This is a genomic window from Microcoleus sp. B3-A4, from assembly GCF_036705385.1.
In the GTDB taxonomy this organism is placed as follows: Bacteria; Cyanobacteriota; Cyanobacteriia; order Cyanobacteriales; family Microcoleaceae; genus Microcoleus.
On the sequence record NZ_JAUBUI010000034.1, the window covers coordinates 41,913 to 61,655 of the forward strand.

At 45.5% G+C, this 19,743-nt stretch carries 19 protein-coding genes and 1 riboswitch; of the genes, 6 read left to right on the top strand and 13 right to left on the bottom strand.

Going from position 1 to position 19,743, the window contains the following annotated elements; genetic code table 11:
• Positions 1-12 precede the first annotated feature (12 nt).
• Genes cbiQ through QUB33_RS15530 form a run of 3 tightly spaced genes read right to left on the bottom strand, consistent with a single transcriptional unit; the run spans position 13 to position 1,865 of the window.
• Complete coding sequence (gene cbiQ, locus QUB33_RS15520) at positions 13-813, bottom strand: cobalt ECF transporter T component CbiQ (RefSeq protein WP_333351483.1); 801 nt, start codon at positions 811-813, stop codon at positions 13-15.
• Positions 810-1,142: an energy-coupling factor ABC transporter substrate-binding protein gene (locus QUB33_RS15525; RefSeq protein ID WP_333047089.1), complete on the bottom strand. Its 333-nt coding sequence runs from the start codon at positions 1,140-1,142 to the stop codon at positions 810-812. The genes cbiQ and QUB33_RS15525 overlap by 4 nt, the downstream gene beginning before the upstream one ends.
• Before the next feature lie 3 nt (positions 1,143-1,145).
• Complete coding sequence (locus QUB33_RS15530; protein ID WP_333351502.1) at positions 1,146-1,865, bottom strand: energy-coupling factor ABC transporter permease; 720 nt, start codon at positions 1,863-1,865, stop codon at positions 1,146-1,148.
• A 61-nt stretch (positions 1,866-1,926) separates the two neighbouring features.
• Positions 1,927-2,073: riboswitch (cobalamin riboswitch) on the bottom strand.
• A gap of 174 nt (positions 2,074-2,247) precedes the next feature.
• Here QUB33_RS15530 and QUB33_RS15535 point away from each other — a divergent pair.
• Both QUB33_RS15535 and QUB33_RS15540 read left to right on the top strand, forming a co-directional pair.
• Positions 2,248-2,967 carry a Uma2 family endonuclease gene (locus tag QUB33_RS15535; RefSeq protein WP_333351484.1) on the top strand — a complete coding sequence of 240 codons (720 nt, stop codon included), beginning with the start codon at positions 2,248-2,250 and terminating at the stop codon, positions 2,965-2,967.
• 248 nt (positions 2,968-3,215) lie between these two features.
• Positions 3,216-4,790, top strand: coding sequence for an FAD-dependent oxidoreductase (locus QUB33_RS15540; protein ID WP_333351485.1), 1,575 nt, complete (start codon positions 3,216-3,218; stop codon positions 4,788-4,790).
• Between the two features lie 439 nt (positions 4,791-5,229).
• On the opposite strand, the gene QUB33_RS15545 is transcribed toward QUB33_RS15540, so the two are convergent.
• The 3 genes from QUB33_RS15545 to QUB33_RS15555 are packed head-to-tail and all read right to left on the bottom strand — an operon-like array spanning position 5,230 to position 8,093.
• Positions 5,230-5,562: a DUF2834 domain-containing protein gene (locus QUB33_RS15545; protein ID WP_333351486.1), complete on the bottom strand. Its 333-nt coding sequence runs from the start codon at positions 5,560-5,562 to the stop codon at positions 5,230-5,232.
• Positions 5,563-5,618: 56 nt separating this feature from the next.
• Positions 5,619-7,751: a pentapeptide repeat-containing protein gene (locus tag QUB33_RS15550; RefSeq protein ID WP_333351487.1), complete on the bottom strand. Its 2,133-nt coding sequence runs from the start codon at positions 7,749-7,751 to the stop codon at positions 5,619-5,621.
• A 15-nt stretch (positions 7,752-7,766) separates the two neighbouring features.
• Positions 7,767-8,093, bottom strand: coding sequence for a hypothetical protein (locus QUB33_RS15555; protein ID WP_333351488.1), 327 nt, complete (start codon positions 8,091-8,093; stop codon positions 7,767-7,769).
• Positions 8,094-8,190: 97 nt separating this feature from the next.
• On the opposite strand from QUB33_RS15555, the gene QUB33_RS15560 reads away from it, so the two are divergent.
• Together QUB33_RS15560 and QUB33_RS15565 are read left to right on the top strand one after the other, a co-directional pair.
• The gene (locus QUB33_RS15560) at positions 8,191-8,640 is read left to right on the top strand and encodes a hypothetical protein (protein WP_333351489.1); all 450 of its coding nucleotides are present in this window, start codon (positions 8,191-8,193) and stop codon (positions 8,638-8,640) included.
• 23 nt (positions 8,641-8,663) lie between these two features.
• Complete coding sequence (locus QUB33_RS15565) at positions 8,664-10,097, top strand: serine hydrolase (protein ID WP_333144534.1); 1,434 nt, start codon at positions 8,664-8,666, stop codon at positions 10,095-10,097.
• Positions 10,098-10,218: 121 nt separating this feature from the next.
• Here the strand turns inward: QUB33_RS15565 and QUB33_RS15570 are convergent, their stop codons facing one another.
• The 5 genes from QUB33_RS15570 to folK form a co-directional block, all read right to left on the bottom strand.
• The gene (locus QUB33_RS15570; RefSeq protein WP_333351490.1) at positions 10,219-10,866 is read right to left on the bottom strand and encodes a Uma2 family endonuclease; all 648 of its coding nucleotides are present in this window, start codon (positions 10,864-10,866) and stop codon (positions 10,219-10,221) included.
• 17 nt (positions 10,867-10,883) lie between these two features.
• Positions 10,884-11,495: a Uma2 family endonuclease gene (locus QUB33_RS15575; RefSeq protein ID WP_333351491.1), complete on the bottom strand. Its 612-nt coding sequence runs from the start codon at positions 11,493-11,495 to the stop codon at positions 10,884-10,886.
• Positions 11,496-11,632: 137 nt separating this feature from the next.
• Entirely contained in the window at positions 11,633-13,147 is a 1,515-nt protein-coding gene (locus QUB33_RS15580) for an FAD-binding domain-containing protein (RefSeq protein ID WP_333351492.1), read from the bottom strand.
• 134 nt (positions 13,148-13,281) lie between these two features.
• Positions 13,282-13,830 carry an NUDIX hydrolase gene (locus QUB33_RS15585; protein ID WP_333351493.1) on the bottom strand — a complete coding sequence of 183 codons (549 nt, stop codon included), beginning with the start codon at positions 13,828-13,830 and terminating at the stop codon, positions 13,282-13,284.
• A gap of 179 nt (positions 13,831-14,009) precedes the next feature.
• Complete coding sequence (gene folK, locus QUB33_RS15590; RefSeq protein ID WP_333351494.1) at positions 14,010-14,498, bottom strand: 2-amino-4-hydroxy-6-hydroxymethyldihydropteridine diphosphokinase; 489 nt, start codon at positions 14,496-14,498, stop codon at positions 14,010-14,012.
• Positions 14,499-14,796: 298 nt separating this feature from the next.
• On the opposite strand from folK, the gene QUB33_RS15595 reads away from it, so the two are divergent.
• Together QUB33_RS15595 and QUB33_RS15600 are read left to right on the top strand one after the other, a co-directional pair.
• Positions 14,797-15,264 carry a hypothetical protein gene (locus QUB33_RS15595; protein ID WP_333351495.1) on the top strand — a complete coding sequence of 156 codons (468 nt, stop codon included), beginning with the start codon at positions 14,797-14,799 and terminating at the stop codon, positions 15,262-15,264.
• Positions 15,265-15,558: 294 nt separating this feature from the next.
• Entirely contained in the window at positions 15,559-17,907 is a 2,349-nt protein-coding gene (locus tag QUB33_RS15600) for a PhoX family phosphatase (RefSeq protein ID WP_333351496.1), read from the top strand.
• Between the two features lie 335 nt (positions 17,908-18,242).
• Here QUB33_RS15600 and QUB33_RS15605 read toward each other — a convergent pair whose 3' ends face one another.
• Together QUB33_RS15605 and QUB33_RS15610 are read right to left on the bottom strand one after the other, a co-directional pair.
• A complete protein-coding gene (locus tag QUB33_RS15605; RefSeq protein WP_333351497.1) occupies positions 18,243-18,803 on the bottom strand; it encodes a Uma2 family endonuclease in 561 nt (186 codons plus the stop codon).
• A 114-nt stretch (positions 18,804-18,917) separates the two neighbouring features.
• Positions 18,918-19,517: a hypothetical protein gene (locus QUB33_RS15610; protein WP_333351498.1), complete on the bottom strand. Its 600-nt coding sequence runs from the start codon at positions 19,515-19,517 to the stop codon at positions 18,918-18,920.
• Positions 19,518-19,743: the final 226 nt, after the last annotated feature.

Sequence of the window (19,743 nt, forward strand, 5' to 3'; positions counted from 1 at the left end):
TTCCTAATAAATTTAGCGTTGAAATACGACACTTAACAAGCTTAAAATTGTGCAGCCAAACACGGCTTCAAATGTATATCTTCGCGAAGGTTTGTAAGGGTAAGAATTCCAAACGCGCAGTTCTCCATTAAAGCCACGCGACGCTAAACTCAACGAAACTTGACGGTAGTTTTCCAAAGTTCGCTGAAGCAATTGCCCGATTAAAATGCTTAAACTCTGCATTCCCCGCTTCCAAGTGCGGTAGCCACAGCGCGAGTTTTGGGCGATCCAAAGTTCATCGGCGATCGCCAATAAGCTAAAAATAAACCGATACATTAGTAATAGCAGTTCTGTGACCAACTCTGGACAGCGTAATTGTCTGAGAATCTGCAATATTTCGGTAAATGGAACCGTCAAGAGAATGAAATACATACAGCTTGTCGAAGCGAAGGCGCGGGCAAATAGCAAGCTCACTTGATATATTCCAGTGCGACTCACATACAGATAAAAAGTGCCGATGCTAATGCCCCAACCTTGCCAAATATCCCACTGAATTGCTGGGATACGATCGCCCGCAACCGCACCCATCGCCAAAGCAGGCAAACTTGTCAGCAAAAACATCAACGGTAGCGACAGCAACCGCAAATACAGTTTCCCCGGAATACCCGCATAGATGACGATCCAGACAGCCAACCAAACGGCGATCGACAATTGGACGATCGCCCCAGAAACTAGAGACAGAATTAAAAGGGCGATCGCAAATGATAACTTGTGAGATGGCGGCAACCCGCGCAAGCGATTGGTATAAGCCAGACTATCAATCTGATGGTTCATTCCGACGATTTATTATCAGACTGCTGCCGAGATTGCGATCGGCCTTTATACAACCCAATGACGTACCCAACTACGCCAGCCCCCATCGCCGCTTGAGACGCAAACAATAGACTGGCAATTTCTCCGCTAGCCGGCTCAAACAAATGATTAAACCAAGGTTTATAACCCGGTTGAATTTCGGTAATTGCTTTCTTAGCTTGGTCATCGGAACCGCCGTATTTACCCCGCACAAAAACGAGAGGAAACGCTGCTAGAACAATCACAGCGCCAGCCAAAAGCCAATTTTGCCGCGAAGTAGATTGGTGATTTTTTGTAGGTTTTTGATTCACGGCTTATGACTCCTGTCTCAATAATTTCAAAGTTTCCAACTCCGGCTTCCCGTAAGAATGCAGCCAATTCCAAACCAATAGAGTCAGCAATCCCTCACTAATAGCCAGAGGTACTTGAGTAATAGCAAAGATGCCAGCAAACTTGAGAAACGAAGCCATAAAACCGCCACTAGCTGCCGGAAAAGCTAACGCTAATTGAATCGAAGTCGTCACATAAGTGAGCAAATCTCCCAAAGCCGCCGCACAAAAAATTGCCGCCCGCTGGCTACCAGTTCGCAACAGCAATTGATAGATAAAATAGGCAGCGACAGGGCCGACAATCGCCATCGAAAACATATTCGCTCCCAGCGTTGTCAAGCCACCATGCGCTAACAGTAACGTTTGAAACAACAAAACTAAAGCCCCCAGTACAGCCATCACCGAAGGGCCGAACAAAATTGCACCCAAACCCGTACCCGTGGGGTGAGAACAACTGCCCGTTACCGAAGGAATTTTTAAAGCTGAAAGCACAAAAGTAAACGCACCCGCCAAAGCAAGCAATAGTTTAAGTTCCGGGTGTTCTTTTGTAATGCGAGTAATCGATCGCAAACCTACTGCAAAAAAAGGCAACGCCACCATCCACCAAAATGCAGCCCATTGCACCGGCAAAAAACCTTCCGAAATGTGCATAGCTGCGGCGGGCGTTGCCGAACCCAGGACAATATAACAACTCAAGCCAGCCATCAATCCCAAGCTGACCAATTTTCGATTTCTGGCCTTCACGCTGAACCTCGCAGATGAGACTATGTAAATTAACACATCGGCGGGCATCCTGACTCAGAAAGCGGCATGACTCTCATTACAGTTGCGGGACAGCGCCGGACTTGCACCGAACTTTCCCCGTTTCCTCTAACGGCTGCTCCCCATTAGAACCGACTGGTTAGACATAGTTTAGTCGATCGTGTAAGTCTCAGCAAATATTTTACAAAAATTACTTCTGATTAACTAAGTCAAAATTACCTATCATCTTCTCTTCTCTTCCTTCGCTTCTTCGCGGTTCGTTCAATAAATACTATCGCTCAAGAAATCAACTGTATAATATTAGTGAGTTTTGAGGAAACCCGCAATGTTACAGTACAACTTGCCGAGGAACTTGCCCTCCGCCGATGAACTACCAGACTCGGATGAAACGCCTGTGGATAACGAACTGCAAGAGCTAATACCAGGCTTGTTAAAAGCAATATTGCTCATACTTTGGTCAGAACGCATGGACTGGTTTTTTGGCATAGATATGGGTATCTATTATCACCCGGATAAACCTGCCATTGTGCCCGATGCTTTCTTGAGTTTAGGTGTAGAAAGGTTTTATGATGAAGAATTGCGTCCCAGTTACGTGTTGTGGGATGAAAATGTTCTGCCGAGTTTTGTGCTGGAAGTAGTTTCCCCAACTTATCGCAAAGAATACACCACCAAATTGGAGGAATATCAAGCTTTAGGCGTGCTTTATTACGTCATTTATTCTTCCCGCCGCCGTCGTAAACCTCGTTTAGAAGTACACAAGTTAGTCAATGGAAAGTATGAATTACAGCCAGGAAATCCAGTTTGGATGCCAGAAATTGGTTTGGGGATTGGTTGTGAAAGGGGAAGTTATTCTGGGGTGACAAGGGAGTGGTTGTATTGGTATGATGCCGATGGAAAACGTTATCTGACTCCTGAAGAACAGGTGAAAGAATCCACGCAGCGCGCCCAACAGGAAGCCCAGCGCGCCGATCGATTAGCTGAACGTTCCGATCGACTAGCTCAGCGATTGCGGGAGTTGGGGATAGATCCTGATAATTTGAGCTGATGACAATCAAGAGTACCAGACTGACGGACTCTGGACGCTCAGGAACCGGGTTTTTCTACCGAGATCGATCGTCCTCAACGAAAGATTTTCCGGAAAAAACCCGGTTTCTGCATCCAGGAATATATGAATATTTATCGCAAAAATCAGGAAAAATGGGGTTAGATTTGGGAAAAACAGAGAGTTTGACGCCAAACATTGGAATTTAGCTCGAAAATATGAAAATCACGAGAGGTTATTAAATAATGGTCATGGATGTGCGTTCTTACGATGTCATCTGTTTTGGTGATGAAGTTCCAGGAGTTCTAGCTGTTATCTCTGCCTCCAGAGAATATCTTCGCCGAACAAAGCGTTATCCGCGAATTCTACTGATGTCGAAAGCAAGCTTGCAAGAAGGAATTGGCGGGCATTTGGTAAGAGGCGGTCTTGCTTATTTAGATAGAAGTCAGATTAGTGAACAACTTCAACAATCTTTAAAGTTAGATCCCTTTGGTTCACCGGCGACAATCTATAAAGAATTCTTACAAAAATCCGGCGTTAAGGCAATTGCACTTGACCCCCGCAAAGCCAGTGCAGCGCTGAAAGAAATGCTGGTACAAGCTGGGGCAGATCTCCTCAGCAAAGTAGAAATTAAATCAGTCACTAAAGCAGGCCAAAAAATTGCCAGTATAACCACCTCTCAAGGCGTAGTTTATGCCGGGAAGCAATTTATTGATGCCACTGTCAATGCCGAATTAGCTCAAGCTGCTGGTGTGAGAAAGCTGAAGGGATTTGAAACATTTGGTCTGCCTAATTCAGAACTTCCAGTTACCCTAGTTTTTGAAAGCCAAGGACTCAGTGCAAGAGCACTGAAAGAATTCGATTATATGTATCTAAAACGGTTCACAAACCTGGCCGATGCAGAGAGTCAAAAATTTTTGCTGTACGCTGCGGACAAGGATGCCCAACTAGCAGAAGAACTCCGGCGGGAAATGAAAGACACTAAAGGCAATCTCAAAACTCTGTGGGCGGGTAACGATTACATCGATGTTCGTTCGCCTGCTCTGTCTGTAGCTTACCACTCCTTTAGGGGAATAAAACTATCTTTTCGTGAAAGCGGCGTAATTTTAGATGAGGGAAATATAGCCATACTTCCAAATGACAGACTTTCGTGGAATGCGCTTTTATTTGCCGTCAGCGGCAGCGAAGCGGAAGCCTTAGCTAGAAGCGGGAGCAAACCCACGGCTAATATGCAAAGAGAGATGTTATTTGTTACAACTTGGCTGAGGAGTTTGGGGGCTACTTCTGTTACTTATGCCTCAGAACTTTATATCAGACACGCTGGCAATGTGACGGGAGTTGTAGAACCTTTAACCGGCGCACAAATGCTGTTAGGTGGCGTACCTGCTAATGAAGCCCTGGCAACATTTAGCTATCATTTTGATGTCCGCGGAGGCATCCCGGGTATTGGCGAGAAAGCAAACAGTCTAGGATGGTTTAAAAGTCTGAGTTTTAAACACCCTATCTTTAATGTTGGCATCCGCCACGCATTAATTAAAAACGTTCCTAACCTGGCAGTGGTCAGTCCCTGTTCTGGATTTGAAGGGTTGGCTTGTTCGGTTGGCAGAATTGTGGAATTCAACGCGGCAGTTGGTCAAGGTGTGGGTATCGCTGCGGTTAATGCCCTTCTAAATAACAAAAATCTAGCCGATGTATCTAACCGAGAAGTGAGACAAGTTCTCGCTGAAACAGGCCAGTTACCTAAAATTTTTGGAGCTCCAAATACTGGTGATGCAATGCTATTGGCGCAATTCGAGACTCTTGCCAGTTCGGATGCTATTGCGTAATATAAATTCCGGTTGCAGTCCTCATGATTGTTGACTGTTGGCTGTTGACTGTTGACTGTTGACTGTTGGCTGTTGGCTTTTGACTAAAATTATGCTTTCGGGACAACGGACTGTTTGGAAATTGGAACAAATACCGATGCAACCGGGAACGATTTAATAGCAACTTCAATAAACAATTCAGTAGTAGGTTGGGCAGGTGGAACGAAACTAAACCCAAAAATTTTTAGCAAGAAATGAGTGAAATTGCTATTAATATTATGTCCCTTCGATCGGCAACAATCACGTTGGTTTGTAGTGAGGAATTTAATCCTCATAAAATTCTGAGTACTTCCGCCGTCACTACAAACTTATAACGGTGATTTTACCGGAAATTATATAATACCTCGATCGCCTGCACCGAATTATTGTGCTGCGCGGCACTAACCGGGGAAACAATTTTTCAACTGGAGACTTCGCTTGATTTTTCCAGCTTGGTTTCCCGCACAAACAAGAAAAGCGGGAAAGCACATGAAAACGAAACAAGCACACCCAGAAGTATGTACAGCCCTACAAAACTTATATCCAATCGTTTTGACTCAGCGTACATCCAAGTGCTTCCTGCTACAGTTGCGATAAACAAATCTAAACTTACCGATTTCGCAGCAAGATTAGCCGAACTATCGTTTATAAAGTCGAGCAAGCCAGCATTGCTAAAAAACTGCAAGTTATAGTACCAAGGCAGCACAAGACCCAGAATTGCTAGGATGAGATAAATGATTCGCTTAACGCTCATAATTACCCTACCTCTTCGTCATCAACTGTATTAGCCTACTCGCTAACAACCCATCCTTACTTCTTCTTCGGGCAGTTCGGATGAAGGCCTCCCTGCAAACAAATGTAAGCAATTTGACTTTTATCTAAATTCTTAGCCTCCGCAAAATCAACTCCTAGGAATCGACCGGATTTACTACCAGTCGGATTTTGAATAAATTGATCCGAAGCGGTTTTCCCCAGAAACACAGCGCCTTTAAAATTCGCTCCCGCTAAATTCGCGCCCCTAAAATCAACCGAACTCACCTCCGCATTCCGAAAATTCGCATTTTCCAACCGAGCATCTTTTAAATTCACGTTGGCGAGTTTAGTCGAACTCAAATCGGCATTTTGTAAGTTCGCGCCGCCCAAATCAGCACCGGACAAATCAGCACCTTGCCATTCCGATTTAGACAAATTTGTCAAGGACAACTGAGCGCCTTGAGCCTTCACTTTGGCCAAACGTGCACCTGACAAATCTGCTCCTGACAAATTCGCGCTTCCTATATCTGCTCCGGTAAAACTTGCATTTTTTAACAGTGCTTCCTGTAAATTTGCTCCAATTAAAATAGCACTGCTGAAATTAGCTCCATTCAAATTGCCGTTTGACAAATTAGCTTTGTTCATGACAGCGCGCACAAAAGTAGTGCGGTTCATTACAGCACTGTTCAAAGACGCCCCGGTCAAATTTACTCCTTCCAAATTAGCGCCGCTCAAGTCAGAAATCCAATCGTCAAATGTACTCGGACGCCTGTCTTCGCCGGTGCCGTAAAAGCGAGCGCCCTGCAAGCTGGCATTGGTTAAATTGGCATTTTTAAGCTTAATTCCCGACAAGTCAACTTTGTTTAAAACTAAAGTAAACTGAGATGGGCCGGCAGGACTTTGAGCTAAATCCGTGCGGCTCAGATCCGCGCCGTTGAGTTGGCTGCTATACACTGTGAGAATTTTGCCGATCGCCCTTTGTACTGTTCGCTGGCGGGCGGCCGCTAACTCGCGTTCCGGGGCCTTGCCGCCAAAGCGCAGGGAATCGAGGTCGTTGCTGAGGGCTTGATTCAACCGCTGCAACTCAGGCAAAGCTTTCGGCCCGCTACTGACTAAAGCTTGCTGGATCGCGTCCAACATGGCGCGGTTGTCTTCTTGAGCTAGCAAATCCGCTAGCAGGGGTACGGCGCGGGAGTCTTCCACCGCCCCCAAAGCCAAAATAGCCGATCGCCTGCCGGATGCCCCGCTAGCCGATGTGGGAGACAATTTGCTAACTAAAGCTACAAATAATTCGTCGTTCCGCTGCCGGGAATCCCGCATATTTGCTTGACTTTGAGTGTAGATGAGAGTGCCGACAAACAAAGTTAAAATCAATCCCGCGCTGCCGACGGTAACTATCACTAAAGTTGTGCCTGGGTGTTGGCGCATCCAATTCCACAAACTGGCATTTGTTTTCAGGCCGCTTTGTGGAGTCACAACCAAAGCCGCAATCTGCGCGTCTTCCTCAGTCCAATCTGGACTCTTGACAGGATCGGCAGACAGTTGATTCGATCGAGCATTGACCACCAAAGTATTCGCGAGGCGATCGTGTCCCGCTTGCCGTTTGTAGCGCCATGCAAAAGCCCCGTCTGCGAGCACTGCCAAGCCGCCCAGCCCCCCTAAAATCAGCAAATCTGGAAACGCACCGCTCAAGCGCCAAATGCCGTAAGCGACGCCCAGAGGCACTCCCCAGCGCCCCAAACTTTCGCGAATTAGCACCGGCCCAAAACCCGGAGGAGTACCCGACGCTGTGACAACTTTGACCCCGAACCAGCGTTTGGGCATAGTTTGACCGGTTCTGGCGAGCAAAAACAGTTGCCACCCCGCTAAAACTGCCGGTGCCAGCAGCGCCCCTGACCAGAATAGATTAGTTAGGGGTGCGACTCTGGGGCTGCGATCGCGCACGGGTATGCCCAAGGTACGGGCGACGGTTTCGGATGCTGCTGCTACTGAGGAATTGAGCGGCACGGTTTGAGATTCCCTGTTGACCAATGCCCCGATACTGAAGGGAACGAGGGCGCTGGCCGCAATTAACGAAATTTCCACTGCCCAAGCGCCGCACCTGCGAACCAGCAGTGGCATTTGCTTGGATTGTGTTTGCCAAGACGGATCGGGTTGATTGAGCCCGCTGGGCGCGGTGGGGTTAGCCATATTTAGAAATTCCTATTATTTGTCGTTAGTATTTGAGGACTGGGGGGAAATTGCCAATTTATACGCTATGTAGATTAGCACTCCCAGAACGGCAAGAGTCATCAGCGCCGAAATTAGCTGTACGATGCTATTGAAGACTGTCAGGATAATTATCGCTCCGACGGCAAAGGCTGCTACCTGTCCCGGTTTAGGGAGTCTTTGAAACTTGTCCAGTAATTGATTGTATAAGGTTCCGACGGCCTGATAGCTGCCTGGATTTTGTGTGATGAGCGGCGATCGTTCTAGTTTAGCTTTTAGTTCTCCGATCGCTTGCTGCCAATTGAAGTTATTTTGAGGATTCATAAAAAAATTCCGAAGTTATTTTAGATTAATGTGTTTGGAACAGCCGTTATCCCCTACCGTCAAAGAACTAGAACCAAATGTCATTGTGTGAGGAAACATGAAGATCAATTATCCGGGCGATCGCGGCAAACTGTGGTTTAGCCCGATCGTGACCGTAGCCTTGGCAATGATTTTAGCGGATGCCGGTGCCCTTCGGAGCCAACCGCTACAAATTGCTCCGGGATTTCCCGAACCGCTGGGAGTTTCTGGAGTTTCCGGCGGCCCGAACAATAGCGGCGACTGCGGTTTTGTCTCCCAAGGGCCGAACCACGTCATCGAAGTAACGCAGGATTTGCCTTACTGGCGGATTGCAGTACAAACCGCTGGAGCTCCGAGTTTGATGATTCAGGGGCCGAGGGGGCGTTTCTGTGTGCTGCCGGCGAATGCTGCTGCGGGGAATGTAGAATTTTCTGGTTATGGGGACAAGGGGACTTATGTTATTTTTGTGGGCGATCGATCTCAAGCTCAACACCCTTACTCTCTGTCTATTTCTCAGAAGCGAAACTAAAGTTATACCAATACTGAAAAGTCATGCAAGGTCTGAGTGAATTTATCAACAAGGCGATGCAAGAGTGGAAAATACCCGGGCTGGCGATCGCAATCGTTAAAGATAGCCAAATAATTTTTTGTGAAGGCTTTGGAAAGCGAGATGTAGAACAAAATTTAATTGTTACACCGCAAACTCTCTTTGCGATCGGTTCTTGTACGAAACCTTTTACCACAATGGCGATGGGTATTTTGGCAGACCGCGGCAAATTAGACTGGGATCGACCTGTCAGAAATTATCTGCCCACTTTTAAACTTTATGACTTCTATGCAACCGAACGTATGACACCCCGCGACCTCGTGACTCATCGGTCTGGCTTACCCCGTCACGATGCTATGTGGTATAAAAGTCCCTTCACCCGTAAAGAAATATTCGATCGCTTACAATATCTCGAACCCACTCACGAATTGCGTACTGTTTTTCAGTATCAAAGTTTGATGTACATGACCGCTGGCTACTTGGTTGGTGAAATTGCAGAGAGTAGCTGGGAAGAATTTGTGCAACAGGAAATTTTTAATCCTTTAGAAATGAGAGATAGTAATTTCTCTGTAGAGACATCCCAACAAGCTGATGATTTTGCACTTCCTTATCAAGAAAAATCCGACAAAGTTGAGAGATTACCCTTTTGTAATGTCGATGTTAGCGGCCCAGCCGGTTCGATAAATTCCAACGTTGCTGATATGGCTAAGTGGCTTTTACTCCATCTCGATCGGGGTAAGTATGGCGAGAAACAAATTATCTCGCCAAGTAATCTGAGCGAGATGCACGCTCCACAAATCGCGATCGGTCAACCGCTGGAATATAATGAACTTTTTTATTATTTTTATGGTTTGGGATGGGGTATTACCTCTTACCGAGGTCATAATTTAATTCAGCATGGCGGTAATATTGATGGATTTTCTGCACTGACAACTTTGCTGCCTCAAGACAATATTGGTATAGTAGTTCTGACTAATATGGCTCTAAACTCAGTACCAGATACTGTGACTTATTATATATGCGATCGCTGGCTCGGTCTAGACGAAGCTCCTTGGAATCAACGAATGAAGGAAAAATATGCTCAAAGCAAAGAATCTACTGCAAAAGCCAAAGAGCAAATAGCCGTTGACTCTCGTAAAACAGGAACCCAGCCTTCTCATCCTCTAGAAGATTACACAGGTTATTTTGAGCATCCAGCATACGGAATCTTATCAATTGAAATTAATGACGAGCGTTTGACAGCAACTCATAATTCAATTATTTATAAATTAGAACATTACCACTATGACATTTTTGTTGAATCTGAGTTGTGCGATCGACCAGAACTTATATCTTTCTTAACTGATACCAAAGGCAATATTGCTAGCCTTAGCTTTCCCCTAGAACCGACTGTGAAAGAGATTTTATTTACCCGGATGCCTGAGAGTAAATCTCATTAATTCGGGCAGCAGCGTAGAGGCACACCCCGAACAGAGCCCAATTTCTGATTTAATTAACCACCTCAAATGCTGCACACCTCCTCAGCCACAGCGGTCAACTTTGTAGTGAGGACTTCAGTCCTCAAAGCCTGATTTGTTCTCTAACCCACTTACGAAACAATCTGAGAGTTTGACTTGTACCCGCCGTTTGACTTTGTTCGCAATATTGGGAAATAGCTTCAATAATTGGCAAATTGGGAAATGTTGGACTAATTGCAGATTCAACATATTTCCCATCTTCAAGCAAATTAATCATCAGCTTGTTATTTTCATAGCGCCAGATTTCAGGGACTCCCAAAGCTTCGTAAGCATCGAGTTGACTTTTGGAAGTTATATCGACTTCAATTGCTAAGTCAGGCGGCGGATCGACAGTTAAGTCTATCCGCTTTTTCCCAATCATTAGAGCATAATTCTGAATGTAAAAACATTCATCAGGCTCAATTCCTTGTAACATACTTTTTCGCCTGAAAGTCGTCGAACCAAATGGTTCAAAGTCGATTTCTAGTTCCTCAAACAGAATTTTCACTAAATAGCCAATAATGATTTTAGCTTTCTCATGTTCTGGTAGTGGCATCCTAATCTCCAAAGTTCCTTGACTGTAAGCTATTCTAGAGCCACGGTGTTCTCCCAACTCTTCTAAAATTGCTTCAAATTCCTGCCAGTTGACATCATGGAACAGCACTCTATGTCCTGGGGGTACACTGATTTGCCTTAATTGCAGCGTTACCATTTCAACCTCCGATTTATTTAAGTTATAGAGCTAAAAACCTTCTCCACAGTCAGATTAAGTTCTCCGAAGGCAGACGAAATAATCGTATCGCCCTCTCGGAACTGGCTAACCTGGTACTCCCCATCAACCACCTGGTAAATCGAGACAGTAGGCTGTTTGGGATTACCGATGAACCGCCGGCCACCCAAAGCAGCATAGTCAACAACCCAGTATTCCGGGATACCCAATCTTTCATACTCAGCCACTTTTACCAGGTAATCATCTTGCCAGTTAGTGCTAACTACTTCGACAACAAGCTTGACAGAGCTACCTTGAGAAATAACTGATGATTTTTTCCAGACTGGCTCTGAAATTAAGGCTGTTTTGTCTAAGACTATGATATCAGGCTGGTAGCCCGTGGTCGTTTCGGGAGGTCTGACAAAATAAGTTGAAGGTGTTACATAAGGAAGATTTAAACTGTCAATTTCTACATTAATTTTACGCGCCAGAAAATCTGTAACTTCCTCATGGTCGCCATTTGGCTTCATCTCAACTATTACTCCATTGCGTAGCTCAAAACGTCCTTTTCCATCTGAATACCATTCTAAAAACTCTTCAAATGTTATCGATTTGATTATGGTTTGAATCATGGAAAAATCTCCGTTCATATAGCCATCAATAGTTCGTAGTGAGGACTTTAGTCCTCGAATAGAGTCAATAAAAACTCAATTCCTTACTACAAACAAATTTTTAATAGGAATTAACAGAACATGATATCACATATTAATTAGGTAGGTGTAATAATGTCAGCTATAACCCCGAGTTCTGAAACAAGGGGGGGTTCTGAGTCTGATGTTTTAATTTTTTGCTGCGTGTAAAGTTCCCTAAATTTGCGCTGCTGCTCGTTGTGATCTACGATCGGAGAGGGATAATGAAGAAGTCGGCGTTCTAAAGAAGAAATATTTCCTGTTAGCAAAAATTTAGTATCAACGCGCCGCAATTCTGGAACCCAGTGCCGAATATATTCCCCTTCCGGGTCGAATTTTTGAGCTTGAGTCGCCGGATTGAATATTCGCAAAGGTTTGGGGTCCATACCGCTCGATGCGCTCCACTGCCAGCCGCCGTTATTAGCACAAAGATCGCCGTCTATCAATTTTTGCATGAAGTATTTTTCACCCCACTGCCAGTTAATAATTAAATCTTTGGTGAGGAAGCTGGCGACTATCATGCGGCAGCGATTGTGCATCCAACCTGTCTGATTTAACTGCCGCATTGCCGCATCAATAATAGGATAGCCAGTTTTGCCTCGACACCAAGCTTGAAAAAGCTTTTCATCGTTCTCCCAAGGAAAGTCTTTGAATGCTTGACGGTAGGGGCCGTCTGCTAATTCTGGGAAGTTATACATGGCGTGTTGGTAAAATTCCCGCCACGCTATTTCCTGTTGCCAAGTGCGGATGCTTGTGTACGCTTCTTCGCTGTGGCAAGTGTCCATTACTATCTGGGTAGCTTGCCAAACCGTGCGGATGCCAATTGCACCAAATTTGAGGGCTGCGCTGAGTTGGGATGTACCGTTAGTTGCGGGGGAATTGCGCTGTTCTTGATATTGGTAAATTGCCCGATCGCAAAATTCTTCTAATTTTTGTTGCGCTGCATCTTCTCCGGGTTCTATTACTAATGGATTTTCCCAAATAAACCCCAAACTAGAAGCAGTTGGCACTGTTTCCACTGCACCTGCTTCGTTTGCCAGCTCTTGTTCTTCTGCCGTTAATCCAGTCATTAATTCCAGATAAGTTATCGGCAGTGTCTCTACTGGTTGGGCTTTGGGTTTACTGTTCCATTTTTTCCAAAATGGTGTATAAATTGTGTAGGGAGTCTTTGTACCGCTGCGAATTTCATCTGGGGCGTGCAGGACTTGATCCCAAAAATTTTGAACTTTAATTCCTGCTTGTTGGAGGGCGTTTGATACAGACAGATCGCGCTGTTTCGCGTAGGGTTCTACATCCCAGTTCCAAAATACTGCTTTGGCATTTATCGCTATTGCTAGTTTCGGTATTCCTAGACTCGGGTCATCTTGAATTATCAGCAATTGGCTGCCTACTTCCCTGTAACGCGAGGAGAGTTTTTGCAAGCAGCCGATCATGTATGTGACTCTTGCTGGGGCTACGTCATCCCGATTGAGGATATTGCGATCGAGACAAAAAATCCCGACTACTTTCGCGCTTTGCTGGCGCGCTGCGGCCAGTCCGATATTGTCAGAAATACGCAAGTCGCGGCGGTGCCAAAATAAAATTAGATCGGACATTCGATTTTAGATTTTAGATTTTAGATTTTCCAGTCCTGGACACACGCGGGGTAAAAAACCCGGTTCCTAAGTTAAGATTTATCGCTTTGATGCACGATCTTTATAAGAAACCGGGTTTTTTTAGTCAGTCCTATTTAAGTCAAAAATGGACGGGCTAAGAAAAAGCTAGAAATTGATTTCGCGTCAATTGGTTCCCCAGCTAAAATAGCTTTTTCTAATTCTTCAGGGGTGAATAAAACTGTTTCAAGGTCTTCATCATCGTCTTGTGCGGGTGGCTTTTCCAGTTTTTCCAAATCTTGGGCTAAAAAAGCATAAATGATTTCGTCGGAATAACCGGGGGCAAGAAAAAATTGCCCTAATTTCTGCCATTTTCCGGCCCGATATCCGGTTTCTTCTTCAATTTCGCGTTTGATTGTTTCGGCGGGGCTTTCATTGATTTCGACTGTACCTGCGGGAAATTCTAAAATTCGCCCTTTGGTGGCAAAGCGGTATTGGCGTACCAAGACGAGTTTACCTTCGGGTGTGACGGGAACTGCAAGTGCTCCGCCCGGGTGGCGAATACATTCCCACTCGCCTTCGGAACCGTTGGGAAGACGGAGGGTGGCTACGTCAAAGTTAAATTTGCGCCCTTGGTAAAATAGGCGTTGTTTGAGGAGTTGGGGTAGTTCTTGACCGAGCGACATAAGGGAGAAGCGAATAATGTTTGAGTGCACCGATTTAAGACATCATAGGCGATCTCATACGATTTTAGATTTGAGATTTGAGATTTTAGGTTGGGAATGACCGATAACTATCACAGTTTGGACCTTACCTACGGTTGCATTTTTTTTTACTGGTACGATGCGTGAATTTTGCTCCATTTTTACAAGGGCAATTTTTGCACTCCGGAACAGTCTGCGGTTTGCAGGAGTTGGACGATCGCACTTTTCGTCACCGGATGCACCCAATCCGGGGCAATTTCTGCTAAAGGTACTAATACAAAAGCTCTTTCGGTCATCCGGGGATGAGGCAAAGTCAGTGTCGGAGTTTCTAGGATTAAATTGTCGTACAGCAGCAAATCTAGGTCGAGGGTTCTCGGCCCCCATTTTTCTCGGCGAATTCGATTAAACTTTCTCTCGATTTCTAATAATTTTGCTAGCAATTGTTCTGGTTGTAGTGCAACTTCTAGGATGGCGCAGGCGTTGATGTAATCGGGTTGCGGCGGGCCAACGGGGGCAGTTTGATACCAGCTTGAATGAGATTTTACGGCTATTCCTGGGGTGTTGTTGAGGGTTGCGATCGCGCTAGAGAGTGTGGCGAGGGAGTCGCCTAAGTTGCTACCGAGGGCGATCGCACATTTTGTTGATTTCATAAAGAAGGAAGAGGGAAGTTCGGCAACGGATTGTGTAACGGATTTAACGGATTTAAAGGAAAAGGAAGACGGAAAAGGGAAGAGCCAGGCGGGGCGGGTTTATCGATATCCTTTGATACCTAAACAGATTTCGGGTTAAACCCGCCCATACAAGTTGTATTTTTGCGAAAATTTCCCGCTAAATGCTGCATTTTGGGCGCATTATGATAACACAAAATATTATTTTAATCTAAGTTTAACTGGCTGTTAAATTTTATTGACTATCATTGACAAGTGTTAGTATTTAGTTTAGAACATAATGAATTTGTACCTACGCTTATTGTCGGCTGTCATTCTAGCAATTATCAGTTTAACAGCAAGTATATCGATAGCTTTGGCTGAAACCAAAGAGCGCTACCTTACCTTAGATGCGGACGGCAGTCAATCTTTTGCGAGTTTAGTGCAGCAGGCGGAAGATTTAGCGAAAGAGTCGATCGCCCGCGAGTTTCAAGAAAATCCGGCATTAACAGAAGTTACAATCATCATTACAGCCGATCGCAGCCGACAAAGAGTTCCAGTTTTGCGATCGAGAGTATCGCGCCGTGACTGGCAGAAAGATGCGAGAATCGAACAGTGGACTAGATATTTTGCGGATGCTAAATTGCTGCTGGGATTCAGAGACGGCAATACTTCGCGCGCAAATTCTGGGTTCTCGCAAGTGATTAATGCACCTGCGCCTAGTCGATCGACATCCCGAGAAAATGATCCGGGTTTTCGAGATGATTAAAATATTGGTAATGGGCCATTGGGCATGGGGCATCGGGCATCGGGCATTGGTAACAAATAACAAATAACAAATAACCAACAGCACGACACGGAAATCACGGATACACGGATAGATATTTTTCCCTGAGTCTCTCTCTATTCCCAATTACCAGTTGCCAATTACAATGTTTAACTTTTTATTAACCTAAATATCTCCCTATTTTAATTAATCTTCAGGTTAAGTTCCCTTAATTTAACAGTGATAGAGTTTCATACGGAATCATCAGATTACGGAAGTTGGGCTGAACAGGAATTTATGTCTAAAATAACTCGCCGACAACTGTTAATTTTCTTCGGCAGCAGTGCCGCTACCACTGTGCTTGCCCCTCAAGTAACTAAAACACTATTCGGCATCAATTCCACCTCGGCCGAAGCTGTAGTTTCGCTATCTTTCACTCCTGTAAGACTTCCCCACCCGCTGCCAATTTATCGAGAACTGCCCAGCTTCATGGCGATGGCGCCGGGGGGACAGGGAAGCGTGATGGCGGCCTCACAGGAGACTAGATTAACGAGTTACAGCGTTGTTGACGATGTGGTTGTGCCGCCGGAATACGAACGTTACGTGATTCTCCGCTGGGGTGATCGAGTTTTTCCCGATCCGGCAGACTATTTCGGCTACAACAACGACTACACGGGCTTTGTAGGCATTCGCGGCAGCAATGACGACGGTTATCTCTGGGTTAACCACGAGTACGTATCCTTCCCGATGTCGAAAGTGGCGCCGGAAGCGCCGTCCGATCTGGCACCTTTTCCAAGCACCGATCGCGCCGTCCTCGGTATAGACTTATCGGTAAAGAATCAGGCTACCCTCGGCGAATTTCTGTACAATCTCGGTGGTTCGATCGTCCGCATCACCAAACAAGCCAACGGCAGATTTCAGGCGATCGCCGGCGACTCCCTCAACCGCCGTATTCACGGACTTTCCGGCCTCGGCATCAACAGCCAGCGTACCGACAAATACAAAGATGTCACCTCCTGGGGAACCAGACAAGGCGACGACAACTACCTCATCGGCACGGGTCCAGCAGCTACCCAAGTCTTCGCGCAAGTCAACAGCGACGGACTCGGCAACCGAATCATCGGTACAGCCTACAACTGTTCCGGCGGCACAAGCCCTTGGGGCACAATCCTCTCCGCCGAAGAAAACTTCCAAGGTAGCGAACTATTCTTCGTCGGAGTTCAGGAAAATATCAAACCCAACGGCGGCCAAACCAGCTACGCCAAGGGCACTATCGGTGAGGAATTCGGCTTAGTCGGCGAAAAATACGGCTGGATGGTAGAAGTCGATCCCCTAGATCCGAGTTTCCGCCCCCGCAAACACACTTGGTTGGGCCGTTTCCGCCACGAAAACGTCGCCATTCGCGCCGAAGCGGGTCGCAGATTAGTAGTGTACATGGGGGACGATCGGCGGGGCGGACACACCTGGAAATTTGTCAGCAACGGCACTGTAACAAATCCCGCAGATAAAACCAACAGCCGGTTATTTGAAGACGGCGTTTTGTACGTTGCCCAATACAACCGCAACGGTGCGGGAAGATGGCTGCCGCTGGCATTAAATAGCCCGACAAACCCGGTGCGTCCTTCTAAAGTTGGCGAAGCGGAATTGGCAAGTTTTGGCAAGGCTCAAAGAGATGCAAATACTCGCTTGCCCAAACGCGCCGGAATTGCCGGTCAAACCGAAGACGGCGGTTCTTTTGTAGTAGATACAACCAATGAAGCAACAGCACTTCCGGGCTACCAAAATAAAACTCTGGCTAATTTCTACAGCAGCCAAGGTGCGGTTTTAGTTGATGCTTTCTTAGCTGCTAATTTGATTGGTGGCACTCCGACGGCGCGGCCGGAAGATTTGGAAGTTAATCCTACTACTAAGGAAGTTTTTATTGCTTATACTGACGGCGCACCCGGAAGCGACGGCTATCCAGATTCTCGCATTTTTAATGTTGCGAAATATGGTAGCGCAGTCAACAGCAATCAGCAGTCGGGAGGACTTTACAAAATAATTGAAGACAGTCCCGACGGTGCGGGTTTGACGTTCCGCTGGCAGCGTTTGGCTCAAGGTGGAGAAGCGGGTTCGGTAGCTGGGGCGGGATTTGCTAATGTAGACAATTTGGCTTTTGACCCTCAAGGCAATGTTTGGGGTGTCACTGATATGTCTACGAGCACGCACAACGGTTTTGAGGTCGGTGCGGCTGGAAAGCCAACGACGATTGACCACAAGAAAACAGGAAATGTGGCAGAGTTTACTGGAGTTTTCGGCAACAATTTTCTGTTTTACATTCCGACTTCCGGCCCGAATGCAGGAACAGTAATTCCGTTTGCTTACGGGCCGAACCGATGCGAATTGACGGGGCCGACTTTTCTGGGAGATACGCTGTTGCTTGCGGTGCAGCACCCTGGGGAAGATAGCCCGATCGATGATGGTACTGTACTGAGTCGGCAAATTGAAATGTTGGATTTGAACGGTGCTGTTTTTAATCAGGCTCGTAGTGTTTCTCGCGGCAGTTTGTGGCCGAGTAACATTGAGAACGATCGGCGTCGATCGCCGATGCCGTCGGTGATTGGAATTCGTCGGGTGCGATCGACTCCTACGGGTCAGTTTGTTTAAATTTTACATTTTGCACCATTCTCAAGAACAGGCAAGATGCCTGTTCCACAAAGAGTAAATTTTCTTGTGGAACAGGAATCTTGCCTGTGCTTAAAAAGCTTATTGAGAATGGTGCAACATCTAAGTTTAAATTTGACTGACCCATCGGGGCCCAGAAACCGGGTTTTTACGAATCTGGAGTAAGATTAAATGAACCGCGAAGGCGCTAAGGACGCGAAGAAAGACAAAGAAGAAGATACTGTTCTTTATTCGCGCTCTAGCGCCTTCGCGGTTCGTTCAAATAATAAAAAAAATACCTAGGATAATTAATATCCAATCCCTTAATAGCGGAATTTTTAAGAAAATTGTACTTGGCGATATAAATCGGCGATCGCAATTTCTAGATTCACCGATTCAAGTTGCAAGGAATCGCCCAAACCATACTCGGAGAGAACCCATTGCCCCTGTTGATTGCGCCGGAATATCTCTACTCCTGGCTGTTCAACTTGCACCAAGACATACTCTTGCAATGTTGAAAATTGGCGGTATTTAGCAAATTTAATGCCGCGATCTGCTGCTTCTGTGGAAGGCGATAAAACTTCGATAATTAAGGAAGGAAATTGCACTAATTGCGGATCGTTATCATGCTCATCACAAGTTACTACAACATCAGGATAAAAATACTTTTGTCCTGGTTGCACTTGAACTTTTACATCTATAATGTAAATTTCGTAGGGGAGATTAAGGCGAGCGTCTAATAGCTTGAAGAAGTTGATGCAAATCCGATTGTGATTGCGGGTTTCGCCTCCTATCGCTACTACTTCGCCATCCCAATACTCGTAGCGTTCCTCTTGGGTGGGTTCCCAAGCGAGGTATTCTTCTGCACTCATCGATGGGCGATCGGGTAAGGCAACCATAATGCGATCGAGAATGAAGTATGTTTCTAGAATAGCTCGAATCTACCTGTGTGGGCTACAAAAAAGTCTAAATATACCTTTTACTCGCAAGAATCAGAAAGTAGGACGATCGCCCTATTTTGCTGTAGGGATTTTTACGTACTTATTATCTGCGGATACAACAGTAATTTTTCCGCCCGAAAACGCACTTATTTCATTGGCTAGCCATTCTATTTCTGGCGGGGTTAGCTGAGACAATTTTAGAGTTTCATAATATTCTTCTTGCTCGGAACTTGCCATCGAATGCCGGATATACATAATGTTATTATTAAGATTTTTATTCATAATTGGAGTAACCTGACATTTATACTCTGGCCACAGGTGAGTCACGGAAATCTGTTTTCGATCGATCTTTATTCTAGTCCCTCTGAAAAAAAATGTGATCGCTTCCCATAATATAGAAAAACCAGTGCCTACCAAAACAATTAAAAACACCAACATAAAACCGACTTCAAGGTGGCCTATAATTACGTTTATTATACATATAAAAGCCAATAAAACTAGCCCCAAACAAAACAACGTTCCTATCAATATCCAGAAGGCGCTCCCAAAAGTCAACCTTTTGGGTGGAATCAGAATCTCTAGATTCTCCCCATCTTCCTTCAGTTCAATCCTACTCCCAAACGGTTTTTGTCTAATCGCCGAGATATCTGTTTGCTGGCGGGGATTTTCCAAGGCTTTCAGCGCCTCCCCAGCAGATGCTAGACGGCGATTCAAACTCGGTTGTGTCATCCACTTCAGCCAATCGATTAAATCTGGATTGAGATTAACTATTGACTCAAATTGAATTTGCAAATTAGCTTGGGATAACTCGGCTGGATGCCTAAGCTGTCAAACATCTAAACTGCATTAACTAAGTTACCTTTATTTTTTATTTTTCTGTTCCATTTAATAATTAGTT